Origin of the sequence: Microbacterium sp. H37-C3, assembly GCF_027157935.1 — a bacterium.
GTDB lineage: Bacteria > Actinomycetota > Actinomycetes > Actinomycetales > Microbacteriaceae > Microbacterium > Microbacterium plantarum.
The window spans coordinates 94743-118925 of sequence record NZ_JAPVLR010000001.1; the positions used below are offsets into that span (position 1 = coordinate 94743).

The 24183-nt window shown below is 70.4% G+C and carries 18 protein-coding genes, 1 tRNA gene and 1 pseudogene; 16 read left to right on the forward strand and 4 right to left on the reverse strand.

Annotated elements, in window-relative coordinates:
- Positions 1-52 precede the first annotated feature (52 nt).
- The 6 genes from O1W71_RS00390 (at position 53) to mfd (ending at position 8532) form a co-directional block, all read left to right on the forward strand.
- A complete protein-coding gene (locus O1W71_RS00390; protein WP_269266091.1) occupies positions 53-1441 on the forward strand; it encodes a GntP family permease in 1389 nt (462 codons plus the stop codon).
- A 43-nt stretch (positions 1442-1484) separates the two neighbouring features.
- Positions 1485-2252: an SDR family oxidoreductase gene (locus tag O1W71_RS00395; protein WP_269266092.1), complete on the forward strand. Its 768-nt coding sequence runs from the start codon at positions 1485-1487 to the stop codon at positions 2250-2252.
- 15 nt (positions 2253-2267) lie between these two features.
- Entirely contained in the window at positions 2268-3281 is a 1014-nt protein-coding gene (locus O1W71_RS00400) for a zinc-binding dehydrogenase (protein ID WP_269266093.1), read from the forward strand.
- Positions 3282-3591: 310 nt separating this feature from the next.
- Positions 3592-4230 (forward strand): 50S ribosomal protein L25/general stress protein Ctc, encoded by a 639-nt coding sequence (locus O1W71_RS00405; RefSeq protein WP_269266094.1) that lies wholly within the window; start codon positions 3592-3594, stop codon positions 4228-4230.
- 65 nt (positions 4231-4295) lie between these two features.
- Positions 4296-4877: an aminoacyl-tRNA hydrolase gene (gene pth / locus O1W71_RS00410; protein WP_269266095.1), complete on the forward strand. Its 582-nt coding sequence runs from the start codon at positions 4296-4298 to the stop codon at positions 4875-4877.
- 58 nt (positions 4878-4935) lie between these two features.
- Positions 4936-8532, forward strand: coding sequence for a transcription-repair coupling factor (gene mfd / locus O1W71_RS00415; RefSeq protein ID WP_269266096.1), 3597 nt, complete (start codon positions 4936-4938; stop codon positions 8530-8532).
- 31 nt (positions 8533-8563) lie between these two features.
- Here the strand turns inward: mfd and O1W71_RS00420 are convergent, their stop codons facing one another.
- The 3 genes from O1W71_RS00420 to O1W71_RS00430 form a co-directional block, all read right to left on the reverse strand.
- A complete protein-coding gene (locus O1W71_RS00420; RefSeq protein WP_269266097.1) occupies positions 8564-10027 on the reverse strand; it encodes a basic amino acid/polyamine antiporter in 1464 nt (487 codons plus the stop codon).
- Between the two features lie 49 nt (positions 10028-10076).
- Positions 10077-11435 (reverse strand): NADP-specific glutamate dehydrogenase, encoded by a 1359-nt coding sequence (gdhA, locus tag O1W71_RS00425; protein ID WP_269266098.1) that lies wholly within the window; start codon positions 11433-11435, stop codon positions 10077-10079.
- Positions 11436-11513: 78 nt separating this feature from the next.
- Positions 11514-14186 carry a phosphoenolpyruvate carboxylase gene (locus O1W71_RS00430; RefSeq protein ID WP_269266099.1) on the reverse strand — a complete coding sequence of 891 codons (2673 nt, stop codon included), beginning with the start codon at positions 14184-14186 and terminating at the stop codon, positions 11514-11516.
- Positions 14187-14303: 117 nt separating this feature from the next.
- Between O1W71_RS00430 and O1W71_RS00435 the strand changes: the two genes are divergently transcribed.
- The 10 genes and pseudogenes from O1W71_RS00435 (at position 14304) to O1W71_RS00480 (ending at position 23294) form a co-directional block, all read left to right on the forward strand.
- On the forward strand, positions 14304-14963 hold the full coding sequence (locus O1W71_RS00435) for a MazG family protein (RefSeq protein WP_269266100.1): 660 nt from the start codon (positions 14304-14306) through the stop codon (positions 14961-14963).
- 31 nt (positions 14964-14994) lie between these two features.
- Positions 14995-16251, forward strand: a complete 1257-nt coding sequence (gene hisS, locus O1W71_RS00440; protein ID WP_269266743.1) for a histidine--tRNA ligase — start codon at positions 14995-14997, stop codon at positions 16249-16251.
- Between the two features lie 280 nt (positions 16252-16531).
- Positions 16532-17068: pseudogene (locus O1W71_RS00445) on the forward strand (SGNH/GDSL hydrolase family protein); the annotation flags it as partial.
- 99 nt (positions 17069-17167) lie between these two features.
- Entirely contained in the window at positions 17168-17845 is a 678-nt protein-coding gene (locus O1W71_RS00450; RefSeq protein ID WP_269266745.1) for an O-methyltransferase, read from the forward strand.
- 98 nt (positions 17846-17943) lie between these two features.
- Positions 17944-19224 carry a phosphopyruvate hydratase gene (eno, locus tag O1W71_RS00455; protein WP_023950384.1) on the forward strand — a complete coding sequence of 427 codons (1281 nt, stop codon included), beginning with the start codon at positions 17944-17946 and terminating at the stop codon, positions 19222-19224.
- Between the two features lie 31 nt (positions 19225-19255).
- Complete coding sequence (locus tag O1W71_RS00460) at positions 19256-19726, forward strand: FtsB family cell division protein (RefSeq protein WP_240309863.1); 471 nt, start codon at positions 19256-19258, stop codon at positions 19724-19726.
- 104 nt (positions 19727-19830) lie between these two features.
- Entirely contained in the window at positions 19831-20301 is a 471-nt protein-coding gene (locus O1W71_RS00465; RefSeq protein ID WP_269266748.1) for a DUF501 domain-containing protein, read from the forward strand.
- Positions 20298-21563: a S8 family serine peptidase gene (locus O1W71_RS00470; RefSeq protein ID WP_269266101.1), complete on the forward strand. Its 1266-nt coding sequence runs from the start codon at positions 20298-20300 to the stop codon at positions 21561-21563. Before O1W71_RS00465 ends, O1W71_RS00470 begins: the two co-directional genes overlap by 4 nt.
- Before the next feature lie 43 nt (positions 21564-21606).
- A complete protein-coding gene (locus O1W71_RS00475) occupies positions 21607-23043 on the forward strand; it encodes an NAD(P)/FAD-dependent oxidoreductase (RefSeq protein WP_112618016.1) in 1437 nt (478 codons plus the stop codon).
- 178 nt (positions 23044-23221) lie between these two features.
- Positions 23222-23294: transfer RNA gene (locus tag O1W71_RS00480), tRNA-Leu, on the forward strand.
- Here the strand turns inward: O1W71_RS00480 and O1W71_RS00485 are convergent.
- The gene (locus tag O1W71_RS00485; protein WP_269266750.1) at positions 23254-24162 is read right to left on the reverse strand and encodes an EamA family transporter; all 909 of its coding nucleotides are present in this window, start codon (positions 24160-24162) and stop codon (positions 23254-23256) included. The two genes, O1W71_RS00480 and O1W71_RS00485, sit on opposite strands and share 41 nt — an antisense overlap.
- Positions 24163-24183: the final 21 nt, after the last annotated feature.

Here is a 24183-nt window from a genome sequence, read left to right on the forward strand (position 1 = left end):
CCGCGGGGCTCAGCCCCCGGTCGTCCGCTTCCCGACATCAACGGAGATACCGATGGAAGACTGGACCCAGACCCTGGGTGCCGGACCGCTGCTGCTCATCGCAGTCGGCGCGATCGCCCTCATCCTGTTCCTGATCATCGTCTGCAAGGTGCACGCCTTCCTGACGCTGATCATCGTCTCGCTGCTCACCGCGTTCGTCGCGCAGGTGCCGGTCTCAGCGATCGCGAAGACCCTGACCGATGGCTTCGGCGGGACACTCGCCGGCGTCGCCCTCCTCGTCGCCCTCGGTGCGATGCTGGGCAGGCTCATCGAGCACTCCGGCGGCGCCAAAGCGCTCGCTGACAAGTTCGTCGAGATCTTCGGCGAGAAGCGCGCCCCGTTCGCGCTCGGCATCGCGTCGCTCATCCTCGGCTTCCCGATGTTCTTCGATGCGGGGCTCGTCATGATGCTCCCGATCATCTTCGCCATCGCCCGCCGCGTCTCCAAGGCGAACGTCCTGCTGTTCGGCATCCCCGCCGCTGCGGCGTTCTCGGTCATGCACGTCTTCCTGCCGCCGCACCCCGGCCCCGTCACCGCGACCGAGGCGTACGGGGCGAACCTCGGCCTCGTCCTGCTCCTCGGCCTCGTCATCGTCTTCCCCGTCTGGTACGTCTCCGGTTACCTGTGGGGCAAGTTCATCGCCGCGCGTATCCCGCTGCCGGTGCCGGCTCTCTTCGGCGAGAAGGATGACGACCAGCCGGCGAACCCGCCGCGTCCGCTGACGATCGTCCTGCTCCTGCTCCTGCCGATGTTCCTCATCTTCATGAACACGGGGCTCACGACCCTCGCCTCCGCCGGCGCCGTGTCCACGGACGACCTGTGGGTCCAGGTGCTGGTGCTCCTCGGCAACTCCTTCGTGGCTCTGCTCATCACCGTCATCGTCGCGACCTTCGTGCTGGGCACGCGCCGCGGTGAGAACGGCACGGCGCTCGAGAAGGTCGTCGACTCGGCTCTCGGTCCTGTCGCCTCGGTCATCCTCATCACCGGCGCCGGCGGCATGTTCGGCGGCGTCCTGCGCGCCTCGGGCATCGGTGACGCGCTCGCCGACACGCTGTCCGACCTCGGCCTGCCGATCATCGTGGCCGCATACGTCATCGCCGTCATCATCCGCCTCGCGCAGGGGGCGGCCACCGTCGCTCTGGTGACGGCAGCGGGCCTCGCGGCGCCGGCTGTCGCTGCGGGTGACTTCAACCCGCTCCAGGTGGCCGCCATCGTCCTGGCCACCGCGGCCGGCTCGGTGTTCGCCGGACACGTCAACGACTCGGGCTTCTGGCTCGTGGGCCGCCTCATGGGCATGGACGTGAAGACGACCCTGAAGACGTGGACCGTGCAGCAGGCGATCGAGTCGGTGCTGGCGTTCGTGCTCGTGCTCGGTCTGTTCGGGCTCGCGTCCCTCATCTGAGTCCACCCGACGACTGTTCCCTTCCGGACGACAAGGAGTTCCGATGTCCTCTCTGTTCGATGTGACCGGCCGCGTCGCCCTCGTGACGGGCTCGTCGCGCGGGCTCGGGCGATCCCTCGCACTCGCCCTGGCCCGGGCGGGCGCACGTGTCGTCGTCCACGGCCGTGATGCCGAGGCGGTCGAGCGCACGCGGCGTGAGGCCGCCGAGGCCGGCTCGCCCGAGCCGGTGGCGGCGGTCTTCGACGTCACGGATGCCGCTGCCGTCGAGGCGGGGGTCGCGGCCATCGTCACCGAGGTCGGGGTGCCCGACATCCTCGTCAACAACGCGGGAATCCAGCGGCGCGCCCCCTTCGCGGAGTTCTCGGTGTCCGACTGGGACGAGATCGTCGCGGCCAACCTCAACGGCGTCTTCTACGTCGCGCGTTTCGTGGCGCCGGGAATGGTCGAGCGCGGGTCGGGGAAGATCGTCAACATCGCCTCGGTGCAGTCGGCGCTGGCGCGCCAGACGATCGCGCCGTACTCGGCGACCAAGGGCGCGGTAGCGCAGCTCACGAAGGGGATGGCGGCCGACCTCGCTCGGCACAACGTGCAGGTGAACGCGCTGTCGCCCGGCTACTTCGCGACCGAGATGAACCGCGCCCTCGTCGACGACGCCGATTTCAGCGCGTGGCTCACGCAGCGCACCCCGGCACAGCGCTGGGGTGACTTCAGCGAGCTCGACGGGGCCCTGCTCTTCCTCTGCTCGGATGCCTCGAGCTTCGTGTCGGGGCAGAACATCTTCGTCGACGGCGGCATGACCGCCGTCGTCTGATCCGGAAGGACCGCCATGCGCGCAGCGCACATCCATGCAAAACAGCACATCGAGATCTCGGACGTCCCCGCGCCGGCACCCGGCGAGGGAGAGGTGCGCATCCGCGTCGACTTCGTCGGCATCTGCGGGTCGGACCTCCACTATTACTACGAGGGCGCCAACGGGGCTTTCGTCGTGAAGGAGCCGCTGATCCCAGGGCACGAGCTCAGCGGCCGCATCGATCTCGACCCCACGGGGCAGTGGGAGCCCGGCACGCCCGTGACGCTTCACCCCGCCACCTTCGGTCGCAAGGTGGCGGCGATCGCGGACGACCCGCACCTCTGGCCGGGTGGCGCCTACCTCGGCAGCGCCTCGACGACGCCGCACACGCAGGGCGCCCTCGCCGAGCTCATCGTCGCGGACCGCGCCATGGTGCGGCCGCTTCCGTCGACGCTGCCGACCCGGCGGGCGGTGCTGGCCGAGCCGCTTGCGGTCGCCCTGCACGGGCTGGGGAAGGCGGGCGAGATCGCGGGCGCGCGGGTTCTCGTGACCGGCGCCGGACCCATCGGGCTGCTGGTGGTGGCCGCCGCGATCGCCGCCGGTGCGGGGGAGGTGCATGCGACGGACGTGCTCGCCGGCCCGCTCGAGCGCGCGCGACGACTCGGTGCGACGACGACGTTCGACGTGACGAGCGAGCAGCCGCCGGCCGACGCCTACGACGTCGTGCTGGAGTGCTCGGGCGTCGCGGCGTCGGTGTCCGCCGCGTTGCGCGCGGTGCGGCCGGCGGGGCGCGTCGTGCAGGTGGGCATGGTCCCCAACGAGCCGCGACCGGTCAACCTGGCGCCCTTCATCTCCAAGGAGGTCGTCTACGTCGGCACGTTCCGCTTCAAGGACGAGATCGACGAGGCGGTGCGCCTCCTCGACGAGCGTCCCGAGATCGAGCAGGTCATCACCCACGTGGTCGACGCCGCCGACATCGTCGAGGCGTTCGCGACGGCGAAGGACTCGGAGACGTCCGGCAAGGTCGTCGTCGCGGTCTGGCCCGGCTGAGCCGACACGAAAGCGCGAGGCTGACGGAGACGATCGACCCGAGCGTCATCGCTCCGATGACCCACAGAAGCACGTGAGAGAACCAGCCGTATTCCATTTTTCCTCCGGGCGTAGACGACGTCTCACCCACCCTACCCAGCGCTGGTAGAGTAGGGGTGTACTTCGGCGAGGGATGCCGCGTGCCCGCTGTGCGGGAACCGGGATCCGTGATCGACGAGGGTGTGTGCAGGACGTTTCCTCTCCACGCGCTCGCGTTCGCGTCGAACCCGCATACCGCTGAGCAGGGCCCCGGGCCCACAAGGAGAAACGCATGTCCACCGAGACCGACACCAAGGTCGTTGCAGAGACGCGCACCAACTTCGGCAAGGGCTTCGCCCGCCGTCTGCGTGCCGCCGGCCAGATCCCCGCCGTCATCTACGGGCACGGCACCGACCCCGTGCACGTCGCCCTGCCGGGCCACCAGATGCTGCTGCTCGTCCGCCGCGCGAACGCCGTCATCGAGCTGACCATCGACGGCAAGGAGCAGCTGGTCCTCGTCAAGGACGTCCAGCGCGACCCCGTGCGTCAGATCATCGAGCACATCGACCTCCTCGTCGTGAAGAAGGGCGAGAAGGTCCAGGTCGACGTTCCCGTCGTCGTGACCGGCGAGCCGTTCTCGGGCACCATCGCGACGCAGGACGCGTCGTCGATCACGCTCGAGGTCGAGGCCACCCACATCCCCACCAACGTCGAGGTCGACGTCGAAGGCCTCGAGGACGGCGCGCGCATCACGGCCGCGGACCTGACGCTGCCCCGCGGCGCCACGCTGGTGACCGACCCCGAGACGCTCGTCGTCGCCGTGTCGGTCCCCGCAGCGACGCTCGCCGCCGTCGACGAGATCGAGGCCGCCGACGAGGCGACCGCCGCCGAGCAGTCCGACGAGGCTGAGGGCGACGAGAAGTCCGAGTAATACTCACCCCTGCGGAGCCCGTTCTCACCTCGTGAGGACGGGCTCCGTCGTTCGAAAGGCGCGCCATGGCGGATACCTGGCTCATCATCGGTCTCGGCAATCCGGGGCCGCGCTACGAGGCGACCCGGCACAACGTCGGCCAGATGGTCATCGACGAACTGGCGAGCCGGCGCGGTGAGACGCTTCGTTCGCACAAGGCCAACGCCTGGGCGGCCGAGTCCTGGCTCCGGCCCGGTGCCGCCAAGATGGTGCTGGCCAAGCCGAAGACGTTCATGAACGTCTCGGGAGGCCCCGCGGCCGCGCTGGCCTCCTTCTACGGCGTCGACCCGGACCACGTCGTCGTGGTCCACGACGAGCTCGACATCCCCTTCGACACCATCAAGCTCAAGACGGGCGGCGGCCACGGCGGCCACAACGGCGTCCGAGACATCGCCAAGGCGCTCGGCACCCCCGAGTTCGCGCGTGTCCGCGTCGGGATCGGGCGGCCCACGGGGTCCCAGGATCCGGCCGACTGGGTGCTCGACCCGTTCTCGGCGGCCGAGCGCAAGACGCTCGGCATCCTCGTCTCGGATGCTGCCGACGCGGTCGAGGCGGTCGTGGGTGAGGGGCTCCTCGCCGCGCAGCAGCGCTTTCACGCGCCGCGCTGAGCACGCTGCCCGCGCACGGCGAGGCGCCCGTGTCGGCGGCCGGCGGTAGGCTTCTGTGGTGACAGTTCCCGGGATCGTGCGCGCCCTTTCGCAGGCTGACTCCTTCCGGGAGGCGGTGACATCCGGTGCGGTCGGCAGCGTCGACTACTCGCTGGCCGACGGCCTCGACGCCCCGCTCCTCGCCGCGCTGCTCGAACAGCGCCGGAGCGAGGGCCGACCCGCTGTCGTCCTCGCCGTCGCGCCCACCGGTCGTCGCGCCGAGACGCTCGGTGCTGCGCTGCAGTGTCTCGTCCCCGAGGCCGAGATCGTTCACTTCCCCGCCTGGGAGACGCTGCCGCACGAACGTCTGAGCCCGAGCCCCGAGACGGTGGGGCGTCGGCTCGCCGTGCTCCGCCGTGCAGCGGCCCATGATGGCGGCACGCCGTTGATCGTCACCGCCTCGGTGCGCGCCGCTCTGCAGCCGCTTGCCGCGGGCCTGACCGACGCCGAGCCGATCTCGCTCACGCTGGGCACACGCGGGAGCGACCTCGAGCAGGTCGTCCGCCGTCTCGTCGAACTCGCCTATCACCGTGTCGACATGGTCTCCCGCCGCGGCGAGTTCGCGGTGCGCGGCGGCATCCTCGACGTCTTTCCGGCCGCGGCCGACCACCCGCTGCGCATCGACTTCTTCGGCGACGAGGTCGACCAGATCCGCGCGTTCTCGATCGCCGACCAGCGGTCGCTCCCGGGCGAGGTCGAGAAGGCCGAGCTGCTTCCGGCCCGCGAGCTGCTCCTGACGCCGGCCGTTCGCGAGCGCGCCGCGGCGATGGCACCGACGTTCCCCAGCCTGACCGGCATGCTCGAGAAGATGTCGCAGGGCATCCCCGTCGAGGGGATGGAGTCGCTCCTGCCCGCGCTGGCGGAGGGGGTCGTGCCGCTCGTCGACTACCTGCCCCGAGGCTCCGCGATCGCGCTGGTCGATCCCGAGCGCTCGCGCACCCGGGCGCGCACGCTCGGCGAGACGAACCGTGAGTTCCTCGAGGCGGCCTGGAGCGCGGCCACCGCCGGGGCGGACAGCCCGGTCGATCTCGGCGCGGGCGACTTCCTGACGCTCCCCGCGCTGCGCGAGGCGATGCGTGAACGCTCCGGCGTGTGGTGGACGCTCAGCGCGTTCGACTCGGGCGCAGCGGATGCCGCGGACGAGGGGCTGACCGACGCGGGCGACGACCTGCGCATCGACGGCAGTGCGGTGCCGTCTTTCCAGGGCAACGTCGACGGCGCCACTGCTCATATCGGTGACCTCCTCTCGCGCGGCTGGCGCGTCGTGGTGTGCGCGTCCGGTCCTGGGCTCGTCGACCGTGCCCGCGACGTGCTCGCCGAGCGCGGCATCGCCGCACGCACGAGCGATGGGGTCGCCGAATTGGCCGACGAGGCCGTCGCGGTCTGCGTCGTGGCGTCGCTCGAGCGCGGCTTCGAGTCGGCGGAGGCGAAGCTCGCCGTCCTGACCGAGAGCGAGTTCTACGGGCGCACGATCGGCAATGACGGCCGCGTGGTGAAGAAGCTCGCGACGCGACGGCGCAACGTCGTCGATCCGTTGCAGCTCAAGCCCGGTGACGTCGTCGTCCACTCGACCCACGGCATCGGAAAGTTCGTCGAGCTCGTGCAGCGCGAGGTATCGAGTGGCGGGCGCAACGCGGTGAAGACGCAGCGCGAGTACCTCGTGCTCGAGTACGCGCCCGCCAAACGCGGCTATCCCGGCGACAAGCTCTTCGTGCCGACCGATCAGCTCGACCAGCTCTCGCGCTACGTCGGCGGTGAGGCACCGGTGCTCTCGAAGATGGGCGGCAGCGACTGGGCGGCCGCGAAGGGCAAGGCGCGCAAGGCCGTGCGTGACATCGCCGTCGAGCTCGTCAAGCTGTACTCGGCCCGCATGGCGTCGAAGGGTCACGCGTTCGGGCCCGACACCCCGTGGCAGCGCGAGCTCGAAGAGGCGTTCCCGTTCGCGGAGACGCCCGACCAGCTGCAGACGATCGACGAGATCAAGGCCGACATGGAGAAGCCGATCCCGATGGATCGCCTGCTCTCGGGCGACGTCGGGTTCGGCAAGACAGAGGTCGCCGTCCGCGCCGCGTTCAAGGCGATCCAGGAGGGGAAGCAGGTCGCGATGCTGGTCCCGACCACGCTTCTCGCGAAGCAGCACCTCGAGACGTTTACCGAGCGCTTCGCCGGATTCCCGGTCAAGGTGCGCCCCCTGTCGCGGTTCCAGACCGCGAAGCAGGCCCGCGAGACGGTCGACGGGCTCGCCGACGGCACCGTCGACATGGTCATCGGCACCCACCGCATCCTGACCGAGAAGGTCGCCTTCAAGGATCTCGGGCTCCTCATCATCGACGAGGAGCAGCGGTTCGGTGTCGAACACAAGGACTCGCTGAAGAAGCTGAAGACCGGCGTCGACATCCTCGCGATGAGCGCGACGCCGATCCCGCGCACGCTCGAGATGGCGGTGACCGGCATCCGCGAGATGTCGACCCTGGCGACCCCGCCCGAGGAACGGCATCCGATCCTGACCTATGTCGGACCCCGCAGCGACAAGCAGATCGCGGCGGCCATCCGACGCGAGCTGCTGCGCGAGGGCCAGGTGTTCTTCGTGCACAACCGCGTGCAGTCGATCCAGCGGGTCGCGGCGCAGCTCGGTGAGCTGGTGCCCGAGGCGCGCATCGCCGTCGCGCACGGCCAGATGGGGGAGCACCAGCTCGAGCAGGTCGTGGACGATTTCTGGGAGCGGCGTGCCGACGTCCTCGTCTCGACGACGATCGTCGAGACCGGACTCGACATCTCGAACGCCAACACCATCATCATCGACCGTGCCGACAAGTACGGACTGAGCCAGCTGCACCAGCTGCGCGGCCGGGTCGGGCGCGGGCGCGAGCGCGCTTACGCGTACTTCCTGTACGACGAGAACAAGCCGCTGAGCGAGACCGCCGCCGACCGCCTCGAGACGATCGCGGTCAACAACGACCTCGGCTCGGGCATGCAGGTCGCGCTGAAAGACCTCGAGCTGCGTGGCGCGGGCAACCTGCTGGGCGCCGAGCAGGCCGGTCACATCGCCGGTGTCGGATTCGACCTCTACCTGCGGATGATCGGCGAGGCCGTCTCGACCTTCCGGGGCGAGGAGGTCGACGGGCCGGCCGAGCTGCGGCTCGAGCTCCCCGTGGCGGCGCGCATCCCCGAGGACTACATCGACAGCGAGCGCCTGCGCCTCGAGGCCTATCAGAAGCTGTCGGCTGCGGCAGCGGTCAGCGCGAAGGACGACGCAATCGATCTCGTCGTCGAGGAGCTGACCGACCGGTACGGCCGCCCGCCGGCCGAAGTGGAGGGACTGCTCGCGGTCGCTCGTCTGCGTCGACGGGCCGCCCAGTCGGGGCTCACCGACGTCGTCGCGATGGGGCCGAACCTGCGGGTCGCGCCGGCGCGCCTGCCCGAGTCGATGCGCATCCGACTGCAGCGGCTGTACCCCAAGGCCAAGCTCCTCGCCGGCGGCGAAGCCCTCGTGGTCCCGCTGCCGACGGCAGGCGGCACCGTGCTCGGCGATGCGGATCTCATCGCGTGGACGGGTCAGCTGCTCGAGCAGCTCTTCCCCGCCGCCGCGCCGACGACGCCCGCCGCGACGTCCTGACGCGTCTCGGCCTCCTCGTCGGGAGGGCCCGTCAGAGGGTGATGCGGCCCGTCGCCAGCAGGACGACGGCGCATGCGGCACCGATGACCGACGCGCCGAAGATCAGCCATTCGATGCGCGTGAAGACGCGGGCTCCGGCGCGCCGACGCGCCGCGGCGAAGAGTGCTGTGCCCGGCACGATGATCAGCAGCGAGAGCAGGAGGTAGTGCGCACCGGCAGCGATCAGGAGGAACGTCGTGTACGCCGTCGCGATCACGGCGACGACGAGGTCGCGCATCCGCGCACGATCGCCCGGGCGGTAGGTCTCGCCGGTGATGGTGAGCTTGAGCGCATACCCGGCCGAGAGGACGAACGGGATCAGCACGAGGACACTCGTCAGATCGAGTGCCACCGAGAACGCGTTCTCGGCGAAGAGGACCACGACCAGCAGCACCTGCACCAGCGTCGTCGACAGGAGGAGCGCACCGACCGGGGTGTCGTCGGCATTGGTCCGCGAGAGGAATCTCGGGAGATCGCCCGACCGCGACGCCTCCAGCAGGACCTCCGCGGCCATCAGGGTCCACGACAGGTACGCGCCGAGAACGGCGACGATGAGGGATGCGCCGATGAAGACCGCACCGGCCGGGCCGACGATCGTCTCCAGGACTCCGCCCAGCGACGGCTCGGGCAGAGCGGCGATCTCCTCCCGCGGCAGCACGCCGAACGAGACGATGGTCACCGACGCGAACACTGCGAGCACGCTGAGGAAGCCGAGGAGGGTCGCGCGGCCCACGTCGCGGCGCGACCGGGCGTGCCGCGAGTTGACGCTCGCGCCCTCGAGACCGATGAAGACGAAGACGGTGACGAGCATCGTGGCGCGGATCTGATCCCACAGCGGAGCGCCCGACGGGCCCGCCCAGTTGGCGGCGAACACCGCGGGATCGAAGACGGTGGCGCAGAGGATGACGAACACGACGATCGGCAGCGTCTTCGCGATGCTGACGACGCGGTTGACGGCGGCCGCCGATCGCACTCCGCGGCGGATCAGAATGAAGAACAGCCAGAGCCCCGCCGACGACACGGCCACGGCTGCCACCGTATCGCCTGCACCGAGGGCCGGGAACACCGCTCCGAGGGTGGAGGTGATGAACACCCAGTAGAAGACGTTGCCCGCGCACGCGCTGGCCCAGTAGCCGAACGCCGAGAAGTACCCGAGGTACCTCCCGAAACCGGCTCGCGCGTAGCTGTAGACACCCGCGTCGAGATCCGGCCGACGGTTGGCCAGAAGCTGGAACGCGAAGGCGAGCGCGAGCATGCCCCCGCCCGCGACCGCCCACGCGATGAGCGTCCCGGCGACCCCGGTCTCGGCCGCGAAACCAGCGGGGAGCGAGAACACGCCCGCTCCCACCATCGACCCGATGACGAAGGTCGACAGGGTGAGCATCGACACGGTCGCCGGGCGGGCTGCGGGGCGCGTGAGAGCGGACTCCGTGGGGGAGGAGGGATCGGAAGGCACGGGGTGAAAGCCTAACCCGGCTCGTAACCCGTCCGGCCGCGCGGCAGCGTCAGATGACGCCCTGGGCGAGCATCGCGCGTGCCACGCGCTCGAACCCGGCCGCATTAGCCCCGACGACGTAGTCGCCCGGGTGGCCGTAGCGCTCCGCGGCCGCGAATGCGGCGTCATGGACGTTCTTCATGATCTCGCGGAGCTTGTTCTCGCTGTCGGCGAAGCCCCACCGCTGGCGCGACGCATTCTGGCTCATCTCCAGCGCGGATGTCGCGACACCGCCCGCGTTCGCCGCCTTGCCGGGGCCGAAGAGCACTCCGGCCGCCCGGAACGCGTCGACCGCTTCGGGGGTCGAGGGCATGTTGGCTCCCTCGACGACGACCCGGACGCCGCTGTCGACGAGCGCGCGGGCGTCGTCTCCGTCGAGCTCGTTCTGCGTCGCGGACGGGATGGCGACGTCGACCGCGGTGCGCCACGGGCGGCCACCTTCGATGAACGTCGCGCGGGGCCGGTGATCCAGGTACGCCGAGACGCGTCGGCGGTCGGTCTCCTTGACCTGCTTGAGCACGGCGAGGTCGATCCCGTCCTCGTCGACGATGGTGCCCGACGAGTCGGATGCCGTGATCGGGGTCGCACCGAGCTGGTACGCCTTCTCGATGGCGTACGTCGCGACGTTGCCCGAGCCCGACACCGCGACGCGCTTGCCCTCGAGCGAGTCGCCCGCGACGGCGAGCATCTCCTGCGCGAAGAAGACCGCGCCGTAGCCCGTCGCCTCGGTGCGGACCTCGGCCCCGCCCCACTGCACGCCCTTGCCCGTGAACATGCCCGACTCGTGGCGGTTGGTGATCTTGCGGTACTGCCCGAAGAGATACCCGATCTCGCGCGCACCCACGCCGATGTCGCCGGCCGGGACGTCGGTGTGCTCGCCGAGGTGGCGGTACAGCTCGTTCATGAACGACTGGCAGAAGCGCATGATCTCGGCATCCGAGCGACCGTGCGGGTCGAAGTCGCTGCCGCCCTTGGCGCCGCCGATGCCCTGACCGGTGAGGGCGTTCTTGAAGATCTGCTCGAAGCCGAGGAACTTCACGATCGACAGGTTCACGGTCGGGTGAAAGCGCAGCCCGCCCTTATACGGTCCGAGCACCGAGGAGAACTGCACGCGATAGCCGCGGTTGACGCGAACGGTGCCGGCGTCGTCGAGCCACGGCACGCGGAACATGATCTGTCGCTCGGGCTCGACCAGACGTTCGAGGATGCCGTCGCGCGCGAGCTCGGGCTGGACCTCCACGACCGGCGCGATCGCCTCGAGCACCTCGTGCACGGCCTGCTGGAACTCGGGCTCGTGCGGATTGCGCTGGAGGACGGTGTCGAAGACCGGCTGAACGGAGGAGGGCAGGGGAGCGTGGTGTTCGGTCATGGTGGAGCTTTCTGGCCGAGCGGGCGGGACCCGATCCACGCTAGCGGGCACGACGGAGCCTGCCCGGCCATATGACGATCACCCGGTGTTCTGGAGGCCCGCTGCGACGCCGTTGACGGTGATGAGCAGCAGGCGCTGCCACTCGGGCGGGGTGGGTGCGTCCTGCTCGGTCGAGCGGAGCACACGCAGCGCCCGCAGCTGCAGGAGCGAGAGGGCGTCGACGTACGGGCTGCGCATCTTCACGGCGCGCTGGAGCACGGGCTTGTTGGCGAGCAGACCGTCGCCTCCCGCGATGCGCACGACCCAGTCGCGGGTGAGCAGCATCTCGTCGACGACGAGCTGTGCGAGATCATCGCGGTCGGCGAGCGCGAGGTGTCGACGAGCCATGCGCGGGTCGGCCTTCGCGAGGCTCATCGCCACGTTGTCGATGACCGTGCGCAGCAGGGGCCACTGCTGGTACGCCTCACGCAACAGCGCTTCGTCCCCAACCGCCTCGAGTGCGGTTCCGAGCCCGAACCAGCCCGCGAGGTTGATGCGCGCCTGCGTCCAGGCGAAGACCCACGGGATCGCGCGCAGGTCTTCGAGCGACTCGACGGACAACCCGCGGCGCGCCGGGCGCGAGCCCAGGGCGAGGAGGCCGATCTCCTCCATCGGCGTGACGGCGGCGAACCACGGGGCGAACCCGGGTGCCTTCACGAGGGAGAAGAAGCGCTCGCGCGAGGCGGCATCCATCGTCGCCGCCACGTCGGCATACCGCTCGGCGGCTCGGCTGTTGCGCTCTTCGATCGACGGTGCGGAAGCGAGCAGGATCGCGGCGGCCACCTGATCGATGTGACGCAGGGCGATGTCGGGGTCGCCGTAGCGGGCGAAGATGACCTCGCCCTGTTCGGTGAGCTTGAAGCGACCGTCGACCGAGTGCGGCGGCTGGGCGAGGATGGCGGAGTTGGCGGGCCCGCCGCCGCGGCCGAGAGCGCCGCCGCGGCCGTGGAACAGAGTGAGCTCGATGCGCTGCTCCTGCGCCCATGCGGCGATGCGTGCCTGCGCCTCGTAGAGGGCGAGGTTGGCTGCGACCGGTCCGACGTCCTTCGACGAGTCGGAGTAGCCGAGCATGACCTCCAGGCGCCGGCCGGTGGCTTCGAGGCGCGCGGCGAACGCCGGGTGGTCGATGATCTCGGCGAGGATTCCGGGAGCTGCCTGCAGATCGGCGAAGGTCTCGAACAGCGGGATGACGTCGAGGACCGGCGGGGTCCCGTCGGGACCGACGGCGTGACGCGCGAGGGCGTGCACGTTCGCGAGGTCGTCCACCGACTGCGTGAACGACACGATGTAGCGGCCCGCGGCCCGCGGGCCGAAGCGCTTCTGCACCTGCGAGATGGTACGGAAGACCTCCAGGACCTCGTTCGCGAGATCGCTCAGCTCGCCGCCCGCCTCGCACTCGGCGAGAACCTTGGCGTGGACGGCGGAGTGCTGCCGGACCTCGAGCTCCGCGAGGTGGAAGCCGAAGGTCTCGACGGCCCAGATCAGCTGCTGGAGCGCGCCGAAGGCCTGGCGCTTGGCGCCGGCCTCGTCGAGCGAGCTCTGCACGACACGCAGGTCGGCGAGGAACTCCTCGGGGTCGCTGTAGGCGAGGTCGGCGTTGCGCGCACGGGTGGCGCGGATGCGGCGTGCGAGCAGCATCATGACGCGCTTGTGGTGCTCCCCGGGGGCGCGCTTCACGGCGTCGGCGGCGCCCTCGTCGTCGGACGCGGCGAGGCGATCCCACAGTGCTCGCAGCGCGGGACTCGGGGGCGTCGTGTCTCCCGACATGGTCAATCCGCGGCCGACGCGCTCGGTGCTGCGCTCAAGGCCGAGAAGCACGTGCTCGGCGGCGATGCCGGCGGCCTTCTTCGTGACCGACGCGGTGACGAAGGGGTTCCCGTCACGGTCGCCGCCGACCCATGTACCCAGACGCACGAACGGCGCCACCACCGGGGGACGGCTGCCGGCGACCTCGCCCTGCAGGGCGTCGTCGAGACGACGGTAGACCAGCGGGATCGTCGTGTAGAGGGTGTCGTCGAACACGGCCATGACGGCGCGGACCTCGTCGGTCGGCGTCGGCTTCTCGGCGCGCAGCGGCGACGTGCGCCAGAGCGTGTCGATCTCCTCGAGCATGCGGCGGCGGGCCCGTCGGTGCTCGGCGCCACCGGCAGCGGAGTTCTCGAGCGTCTCGAGCAGGGTCACGAGCCTCCGGATGCTCTGCGAGACCGCGCGGCGACGTGCCTCCGTGGGGTGCGCCGTGAAGACGGGGTGGAAGCGCAGTTCGCGCAGCCGGCGCGCCGCTTCGTCCTCGCCCACCTCGGACGACAGCTGCGCGTATGCGGCGGGGATGGAGTCGCTCGCGCTGTCCTGGTCGGAGATGCCCGCGCGCTCGCGCAGCAGACGGACACGCTGGTGCTCCTCGGCGAGGTTCACGAGGTGGAAGTACACGGTGAAGGCGCGCGCGACCTCGTCCGCACGCGAGACACTGAACGACTCGGCGATCGCCGCCGCGCGCTCGAACGCTTCGGGCGAGTCGTCGGTGTACGCCTGGATCGTGGCGCCTCGCAGGCGCTCGACGTCGTCGAAGAGGCCGGGCGAGCCGCTCTCTCGCAGCACCTGGCCCAGCATCGAGCCGAGCATCCGGACATCGGCGCGCATCGCCTCGGGAATCTCTTGCTCGGCCTCGTATCGGCCGACGAGATCGATGGCTTCGGTTCGGGTCAGCTCGCGCATGCCTCCAAAGTACTGGCACGCGCGACCGCGCTTTGACACGGGCGTCATACACGCGGCGTCGGGCGCCGCTGTGTTACGGCGGGACTAGCCTGGGACCGCCCCGTACGAAGGAGCCCGATGTCCGATCCGCTGCGTGACGCCGCCGAGACGATGCGCGCCGTGCGCGAGCGATGCGTGTGGACGGCGCAGATCTCTCATCGCGATCTCGTCCCGTACCTCATCGAGGAGTCGGCAGAGGTGGTGGATGCCGTCGAAGCGGGCACCGCGGCTGACCTTCGCGAAGAGCTCGGCGACCTTCTGTGGCAGGTGCTCTTCCACGCTGAGATCGCGTCGCGGTCGGCATCCGACCCGTTCGACATCGACGACGTCGCCCGGGGTCTGACCGAGAAGATGGTGCGGCGGCATCCCCACGTTTTCGGCGACGCGACGGCCGAGACTCCCGAGCAGGTGCTCGTGCTCTGGAACGCTGCGAAGTCGGCCGAGAAGCGCGCGCGCACGAGTGTGCTCGACGGAGTGTCCGCCCACATGCCGACGCTCGCCCTGGCCCAGAAGATGCTCGCCAAGTCGGAGTCCGTCCTGTCGGCCGCACCGGCGCCACCCGCGGAATCGCCCGCCGACGAGGCCGGGCTCGGTGACGCACTGCTCGCGCTCGTCGCTCACGGCCGCGCCCAGGGCTGGGATGCCGAGCGCGCCCTGCGCGAACGACTGCGCACCCTGGGCGCCGACATCCGCGAGGCCGAGGGCACCAGTGGCGCCGCCGCCGACCTGGAAGGATAGGACGGTGCCCACCGTGAACCCGCCGCGCGGCATGCGCGACTTCCTTCCCGCCGACAAAGCCCGCCGCGAGCGCGTTCTCGCCGTCGTCCGCGAGCGCTACCGAGCGCACGGCTTCGACGAGATCGAGACACCCGTCATGGAGGAGTACGGACGTCTGCACGCCGGAATCGGCGGCGACAACGAGAAGCTCGCTTACAACGTGCTCGCGCGCGGACTCGACGCCGACGGCATCCGTGCCGCGGCGGACGACCCTGCCGCGCTCACCGATCTGGGGCTGCGCTACGACCTGACGGTGCCGCTCGCCCGCTTCTACGCCTCGCACCGTGCCGAGCTGCCCACGGTGTTCCGCGCGATCCAGATCGCGCCGGTGTGGCGCGCCGAGCGGCCGCAGAAGGGTCGCTACCGGCAGTTCGTGCAGTGCGACATCGACATCATCGGCGACGCGACCTCGCGTGCGGAGGCCGAGCTGATGACGGCGAGCCTCGACGCTCTCGACGCGCTCGGGCTGACCGGTGCGTCGGTGCGCATCAACGACCGGCGCGTGCTCGATGCGATGCTCGCGACGTTCGGCTTCGCCGAGTCCGAGCGCCCGGGAGTGCTCATCACGATCGACAAGCTCGACAAGCTCGGGACGGACGGCGTCGTAGCGGAGCTGCGCGAGCGTGGTGCGACCCCGGCCGCCGCGGACGCGTTCGAGGCGTTCCTTCGCCGCCCGCAGTCGGATGCCGCGGCCTTCGACGCCGACGGCATCCGCTCGCGACTCCCCGAGGGCGTGGGCGACGACGTGATCTCGCACCTCGTCGGCATCGGCGAGGCCGTGCGGTCGGCGCGGGGCGGGGCGACCGAGGTGCCGCTCGTCTTCGACCCGTTCCTCGTGCGGGGCATGGGCTATTACACCGGCACGATCTTCGAGCTAGCGCACCCCTCGGTGTCGTACTCGCTCGGCGGGGGCGGCCGCTACGACGGCATGATCGGCCGGTTCCTCGGCTCGGACGTGCCGGCCGTGGGCTTCTCGCTGGGGTTCGAAAGGCTCGTCGACCTGCTGGGCTCGTCGGCGGGCGATGACCGCACCGGCGTCGTGCTCGTCCACGATCGTGACGTGCCGCTGCCCGAACTCCTCGCCGCGAAGGCGTTCCTTCTCGCGACCGGTTCGCGGGTGCGGCTCGAGCAGCGCCCGAAGAACCTCAAGGCGCTGCTCGAGCGCGCCGCTGCCGACGGCTACGCCGCCTTCGTCACGCTGCGTGCGGGGGAGGACGTCGGATCGGTCGAGCCACGCCCGATCGGCTGAGGGACTCCCGACGTCGTTCGCGCGAGCGTCGGATAGTCTTCCGCGCCCGTTCACTCGACGGTGTTGTGCTGGCGTCATGACCACACCTGTCGTGCGCATCGCCGCGGCCGTCGGCGGCGCCGTTCTCTCGGCTGGAGCCGTCGCGCTGGCCTCGGGCCTCGTGCTGGCACGGCAGGCCGCGCTCGCGCGAGAGCGAATCGGCAAGCCCCTGGGTGAGCTCGCCCTCGACGCCGACCGGCTGTGGCGCGGCTCTTATGCGGGCGAGCCCGTGCGTCTGGTCATGCTCGGCGACTCGCTCGCCGCGGGCCTCGGGGCCGAGCGTCGGAAAGACACTCTCGGCGGACGGCTCGCGCGCGGACTGGCGAAGCGGGCGCGCCGCCCCGTGCGGCTCCGGACCGGCGCCGTCGTGGGCGCGGAGTCATCGACGCTGCCGGACCAGATCGCAGCCCTCGGCGGCGATGCCGCAGCCGATGTCGCGGTGATCGTGGTCGGCGGCAACGACGTCACGCACCGCATCCCCGCCGCTGACGCGGCTCGCAGCCTCGCCGACGCCGTCGAGGCGCTCCGCGCTCGAGGGTGCGCGGTCGTCGTGGGCACCTGTCCGGACCTCGGGGCCCTCCGACCGGTCCCGCAGCCGCTGCGGAGCTTCGCATCACGCGCGTCGCGGGCGCTCGCAGAGGCTCAGGAGACCGCGGCGCGGGCAGCCGGCGCGCGGGTCGTCTCACTCCGCCGCGCTGTGGGACCGGTGTTCGTCGACAATCCGGACGAGATGTTCTCCCTCGACCGATTCCACCCGAGCGCACTCGGGTACCGGCGCACCGGTGACGCGCTGCTCCCGGCGGTCGCCGCCGCCCTCGACGAGGTGATGGCGGAGCGGATGCTGGCGCGCGCGGACGCCGTGCGGTTGGCTGAGAGCATGACGACCGACCCCACTCCCGACAGCTGGCGGCGTACCGACGCGTACCTGACGGCGACTCTCGTCACGCCCGATGCGGATCTGGATGCCGCCCTCACCGATCAACGCGAGGCCGGGCTTCCCGCCATCGAGGTCTCACCGCTCAGTGCCAAGCTTCTGCAGCTGCTCATCCGGATCGGTGGCGTTCGCCGGGTCCTCGAGATCGGCACGCTCGGCGGCTTCTCGACGATCGCGATGGCGCGCGTCCTGCCGGCGGACGGACGGCTGCTGACCATCGAGGCCGAGCCCCGGAACGCGGAGGTCGCCCGAGCGAGCATCGCGCGCGCCGGCGTCGACGACCGCGTCGAGGTGCGCGTCGGGCGCGGCGCGGACGTGCTCCCCGACGTCGATGAGGAGTTCGATCTGGTCTTCATCGACGCCGACAAGGAATCCAACACGATCTACCTCGATCACGCCGCGCGGCTGACCCGGCCCGGCGCGATCGTCGTCGTCGACAACGTCGTGCGTGCGGGCCGCGTCAGCGACCCGGCGACGGAGGACGAGCAGGTGGCCGGCACCCGCCGAGGACTTGAGATGCTCGCCCGTGATCCGCGCTTCGAGGCGACCGCGCTGCAGACGCTCGATCTCAAGGGCTGGGACGGGCTCGCGATCGCGCTGCGAGTCGACCCCGCGTCATAGTCCCGGCAGACCCGGTGGCGGCGGCTCCGGTCATCACTAGACTCAGAGTGGACCGACGACGCTCCACGACTCACCCTCCACAAGCAAGGAGTACCCCTGTGGCACTGATCGAGGCTGTAGGCGCACGCGAGATTCTGGATTCGCGTGGCAACCCGACCGTCGAAGTGGAGGTGCTCCTCGACGACGGCATCGTCCAGCGCGCGGCCGTCCCCTCCGGCGCATCCACCGGCGCGTTCGAGGCGTACGAGCTCCGCGACGGCGACAAGAGCCGCTACGGCGGCAAGGGCGTGCTCAAGGCCGTCACCGCCGTTATCGACGAGCTCGGCCCCGCCATTGAGGGCGTCGACGCGAGCGAGCAGCGCATCATCGACGAGATCCTCATCGAGACCGACGGCACCGAGAACAAGTCGCGCACCGGCGCGAACGCCATCCTCGGCGTCTCGCTCGCCGTGGCCAAGGCGGCCGCCGATTCGGCCGACCTGCCGCTGTTCCGCTACCTGGGTGGCCCGAACGCGCACGTCCTGCCCGTGCCGCTGTTCAACGTCATCAACGGCGGCGAGCACGCCGACAACGGCATCGACATGCAGGAGTTCTTCCTCGCGCCGATCGGCGCCGAGACTTTCAGCGAGTCGCTGCGCTGGGGTACCGAGGTCTACCACGTCCTCAAGGGCGAGCTGAAGGCCGCCGGCTACGCCACCGGTCTCGGCGACGAGGGCGGCTTCGCGCCCGACCTGCCCAGCAACCGCGAGGGCCTCGAGTTCCTCGTCAAGGCGATCGAGAAGGCCGGTTTCAAGCCCGGCTCCGAGATCGCCCTCGGCCTCGATGTCGCGGCGACCGAGTTCTTCAACGACGGCGTCTACCGCCTCGACAACAAGGACTGGAACGCCGAGCAGCTGACGGACTACTACGTGCAGCTCGTCAACGACTTCCCGATCGTCACGATCGAGGACGCCCTCGCCGAGGACGACTGGGACAACTGGACCGCCCTCACCGAGAAGCTCGGCGACAAGGTGCAGCTGGTCGGCGACGACCTCTTCGTCACCAACCCGGCGCGCCTGGCCGACGGCATCCGCCGCAAGGCCGCCAACTCGCTGCTGGTGAAGGTCAACCAGATCGGCACGCTGTCCGAGACGCTCGACGCGATCGCGGTCGCTCACCGTGCGGGCTACACGACGATGCTCTCGCACCGTTCGGGTGAGACCGAGGACACGACCATCGCCGACCTGTCGGTGGCGGTCAACGCCGGTCAGATCAAGAGCGGCGCGCCCGCGCGATCGGAGCGTGTGGCGAAGTACAATCAGCTTCTGCGCATCGAGGAGGAGCTGGGTGACGCCGCGGAGTTCATCGGCCGCGCTGCGTTCCCGCGATTCCAGGGCTGATCTGCGCTGAAACGTGACGAGAGGGGGAGCCGTGGTCAAGACGACGGCTCCCTCTCCTCGTTCCCGGCGGCGGGTGGACGTCCGCGAGTGGATGGGCGGCATCCGTGTGTCGGGCTTCGCCTTCATCATGCTCGGGCTCGTCGTGCTGGCCGCGTGCGTGCTCGTCCCCTCGGTCAGCACCTACCTCGATCAGCGCGCTCAGATCGCAGCGCTGGAGGAATCGGTCCGTGTCAGCCAGGAAGAGGTCGACGCCCTCTCCGCGGAGCGCGAGCAGTGGCGTGATCCGGCCTTCATCATGACGCAGGCGCGCGAGCGCCTGTACTACGTCCGTCCCGGAGAGGTCGTCTACCTCATCGACGACGATCTGCCGGCATCCGCCCTGCCCGATGATCCGGCCGCAGTCTCGAGCGACGTCGAACGCACCCGCACCGACTGGATGTCGCAGTTCGTGCGCTCGGTCGTGACCAGCGGATCCGCTCGAACGGCAGCCACCGGCCCCTGAGCACCGCTGCCGTGCCGCCCCAGGAGTCGGCCAGCGGCGGACGGTAGCCTGTCAGAGTGACTGCTCCCGCTCTGACGCCCGCGACCGACGCCGACCTCGAGGTCATGCGTGAGCAGCTGGGACGCCCGATGCGCGGCGTGGTGGGGATCGCGGCGCGTTGCGTGTGCGGCAACCCGACGGTCGTGTCGACGGAGCCGCGGCTGCCCGATGGCACGCCGTTCCCGACGTTCTACTACCTGACCCACCCCGGTGCCACCGCCGCGATGTCGGCCCTCGAGGCGACCCACGTCATGCGCGAGCTCTCCGACCTGCTGGCCGACGACTCCGACATCGCCGCGGCCTATCAGCGTGCCCACGAGAAGTACCTCGCCGACCGCACCGCGTACGGTCAGGTCGAAGAGATCGCGGGGATCTCCGCCGGGGGCATGCCGACGCGCGTCAAGTGCCTGCACGCCGTCGCAGCCCACGCCCTCGCGTCGGGGCCGGGGGTCAACCCCATCGGCGACCTCGCGCTGGAGCGATCCACCTGGTCGCCCGAGCGGTGCACGTGCGCGAACCCCCGGGTGGCCGCGTGACGCGGCGCGTCGGGCGGCTTCTGCGCGCGGCCGTCGTCGGCGTGCTCGTCGTCACCACGGCGACGGCCGGTGCGGTGGTGCCTCCGACAGACCCCGCGCGTCAGGCGGAGTACTGGCTCGAGGACTACGGCATCCGCACGGCGTGGCAGACCACGCGCGGTGCAGGTACGACGATCGCGGTCATCGACACCGGCATCGGACGCGGACCGGCCGAGTTCGAGGGGGCGGTCACCGCCGGAGCGGACTTCTCGGGCTCCGGCAGCGCCGACGGCCGCACTCCTGTGGGAGGCGACGACCGCGACCACGGCAGCTGGGTCGCCTCGCTCGCGGCATCCCGCGGCACCGGCCCGGACACCGGGATGATCGGCGTGGCTCCCGAGGCGAAGCTGCTGTCGCTCTCGATCGGCTTCGGCGGCAGTTCCGACATCCCGTTCGCCACGCAGGTCGCCGATGCCATGACATGGGCCGTCGACCACGGGGCCGACGTCATCAACCTGTCGTTCACGACGAACCTGCTCGAATGGGATCCGTCGTGGGACACGGCCTTTCAGTACGCCTACGACCACGACGTCGTGGTCGTCGTGGCCGCGGGCAACCGGGGGACCGGAACCGACCGTGTGGGAGCGCCGGCGACGATTCCGGGTGTGCTCACGGTGGGCGGCGTCGACCGAGGCGGGGTCGCGAGCCAGGAGGCGTCGACGCAGGGCATCACGATCGGCATCTCCGCGCCGAGCGAGGGGCTGCTCGGGGTTTCCGCCGACGGCCGCATCGTCGTGTGGGACGGCACGAGTGGCGCAGCCCCCATCGTCGCGGGCGTCGCGGCCCTGGTGCGCTCGGCGCACCCCGGGCTCGACGCGAACAACGTCATCAACCGCATCATCAAGACCGCGCGCGCGGTGCCCGGCGTCTCGGCGAAGCCCGACCCGCTCTACGGCTACGGACTGTTGGATGCCGCTGCCGCGGTGAACACGGCCGTTCCGGCGGTCTCGGAGAACCCGATGGGTGATCTCGCCGAGTGGGTGCGCATCTACCGCCGGGCCGAGCAGGCGCCGGCGCCGCAACCCTCGTCATCGCCGGTCGCGCTTCCGGAGCTCCCGGCAGCGGATCCGCCGTCCGAGGCCGGTTCGCCGCTGCTGCCGAGCCTGAACACGCTCCTGTACGGGACCGTCCCGCTCGTGGGTGTGACCATCGCCGCTATACTGGTGGCGCTCGGCGTCACTGCTGCTGTCCGGCGCATCCGATCGGCCCGCGCGTCGCGCTAGCCGAGCCCCCGATCAAGGAGTTCTTCCGAACGTGTCCACATCTGTGCCCCAGATCCTCGTCGTCGGTGGCGGCTACGCCGGCTTCTACACTGCGTGGAAGCTCGAGAAGCACCTCCGCAAGGGTGAGGCCGAGGTCACCATCGTCGACCCGCTGCCGTACATGACCTACCAGCCGTTCCTCCCCGAGGTCGCGGCCGGTGAGATCGAAGGCCGCCACGTCGTCGTCGGCCTCCGTCGTCATCTCAAGCGCACGAACGTCGTCAACGCGAAGGTCACCAAGATCGACCACGCGAACAAGGTCGCCACGATCACCCCCGCTCAGGGCGAGCCGTGGGAGCACCGTTACGACCAGATCGTCGTGACCGCCGGTGCTGTCTCGCGCACGTTCCCGATCCCGGGCATCGCGGACAACGCGATCGGCCTGAAGACGGTCGAAGAGGCCATGGCCATCCGCGACCGCATCCTCACGAACTTCGACCGCGCGGCGAACCTGCCCGCCGGTCCCGAGCGCGACCGCCTGCTGACCGTCGTCGTGGTCGGCGGCGGCTTCGCGGGCATCGAGGTGTTCGCCGAGCTGCGCGCGATGGCGTCGTCGCTCCTCAAGAGCTACCCCCAGCTCCGTTTCGAGGACACGCACTTCCACCTCATCGAGGCGATGGGCCGCATCATGCCCGAGGTCTCCCTCGAGACCAGCCAGTGGGTCCTCAAGGACCTCGCGAAAAAGGGTGCCAACGTGCACCTCGACACGCAGGTGCAGGGCGCCGAGGGCGGCAACGTCGCGCTGTCGACGGGTGAGGTCATTCCCACCGACGTCATCATCTGGACCGCCGGCGTCATGGCGAACCCGACGGTCGTCCGCGGCAGCGACCTGCCCGTCGAGGAGCGCGGTCGCATCCGTACGCGCGCCGACCTCCGCGTCGGGACGCCCGAGGAGATCGTCGAGGGCGCCTGGGCTGCCGGTGATATCTCGGCCGTTCCCGACCTCACCGGCGGCGGCGTGGGCGGGTACTGCGTGCCCAACGCGCAGCACGCCGTACGCCAGGCAAAGCTGCTCGCGAAGAACCTCGTCGCGGTCCTTCGCGGTGAGACGCCTCGCGAGTACTTCCACAAGAACCTCGGCGCAGTCGCCGGTCTCGGCCTCGGCAACGGTGTCTTCCAGTCGGGCAAGATCGCGATCAAGGGCTTCTTCGCCTGGGTCGCGCACCGCGGCTACCACGGCCTCGCGATGCCGTCGTGGGAGCGCAAGTGGCGCGTCGTCGGCGACTGGTGGATGAACTTCTGGCTCGGCCGCGACAACGTCGCGCTCCAGGGCACGCTCACCCCGCGCGCCGCGTTCGAGGAGTTCGCCGCGCGTCCGCGTCCCGCTCAGCCGGCCGCGGAGAACCCGCAGCCGCCGATCGACCCGAAGAGCGTCGCGAAGGACGAGGGCGCCGCAGCGGTCGCTCCCGCCGAGAAGGACAACAAGGTCGACGCGAACTGATTTCGCCCGTCACGACGAGGCCCCCGCACCGCACGGTGACGGGGGCCTCGTCGTTTCTGCGCAGAGCGCTCAGTTGGCAGGTTGCGCCGCTTCGTGGGGTGCGAGTGGGCGTGTGCTGCCAGGTGAAGGGTCACCCGCGGCCCGAGCGGCCGCCCGGGGGCCGGTAACGTGGGACCAGGCCCCCGTAGCCCAATGGCAGAGGCAGGCGACTTAAAATCGCTTCAGTGTGGGTTCGAGTCCCACCGGGGGTACGGCCGGTGACTTCGGGCGTCGCTGTGCGACGGCGGCGGTCACCGACGCGAGCACCGTGACGAGGCCGGCGGTTTGTAGGGCGCTCAGCGTCTCGCCGGCGACGAGCAGCCCGAGCAGGACCGCGACGACGGGGCTCAACAGCCCCAGGAACGCCGGGAGGCGCGTTGGCAGCGCCCGCACGCCACGGAACCACAGCAGGTAGGCGAGCGCGGTGCCGATGAGCGCGAGCCACGCATAGGCGCCGAGTTCGGGCGCGGTAGGAAGCGCGCCCGGCAGTGGCTCGAGGAACGCCGTGAGCACCGCGAGCAGGATCCCGCCCGTGACGAGCTGCCACGCTGTCATTGTGAGCGGCGGCTGCCCCGCGCCCCAGCGCTTCGTCAGGACTGTGCCCACGGCCATCGAGACTGCGCCGCCGAGCGCCGCGGCGATACCGATCGGGTCGAGGTCGGCGCCTCCGGGCGCGACGATCATCCCGACGCCGATGACGCCGGCGACTCCGGCGATCGACGTCAGTACGGTGAGCCGCTCGGACAGGATCCACCAGCCGAGCATCGCGACGATGAGCGGCTGGATCCCCCCGACGACGGCGGCGACGCCGCCGGGGAGGCGGTCGGCGGCGACGAAGAGACACCCGAAGAAGACCGTGAAGTTGAGGGCTCCGAGGATCCAGGCGCGCCACCACCACGACCCGGTAGGCAGCCGCCGGGCCACGAGAAGCAGGATTAGCCCGGCCGGCAGGGCTCGCACGGTCGCGATGAGCAGCGGATGCCCCGGCGGAAGGAACGTCGTCGTGGTCAGGTACGTGGTTCCCCAGACCAGGGGCGCGATGGCGGTCAGGGGAACGAATGCGGTCCGATTGCTAAGCACTTAGTCAATATAGCTCAGTGC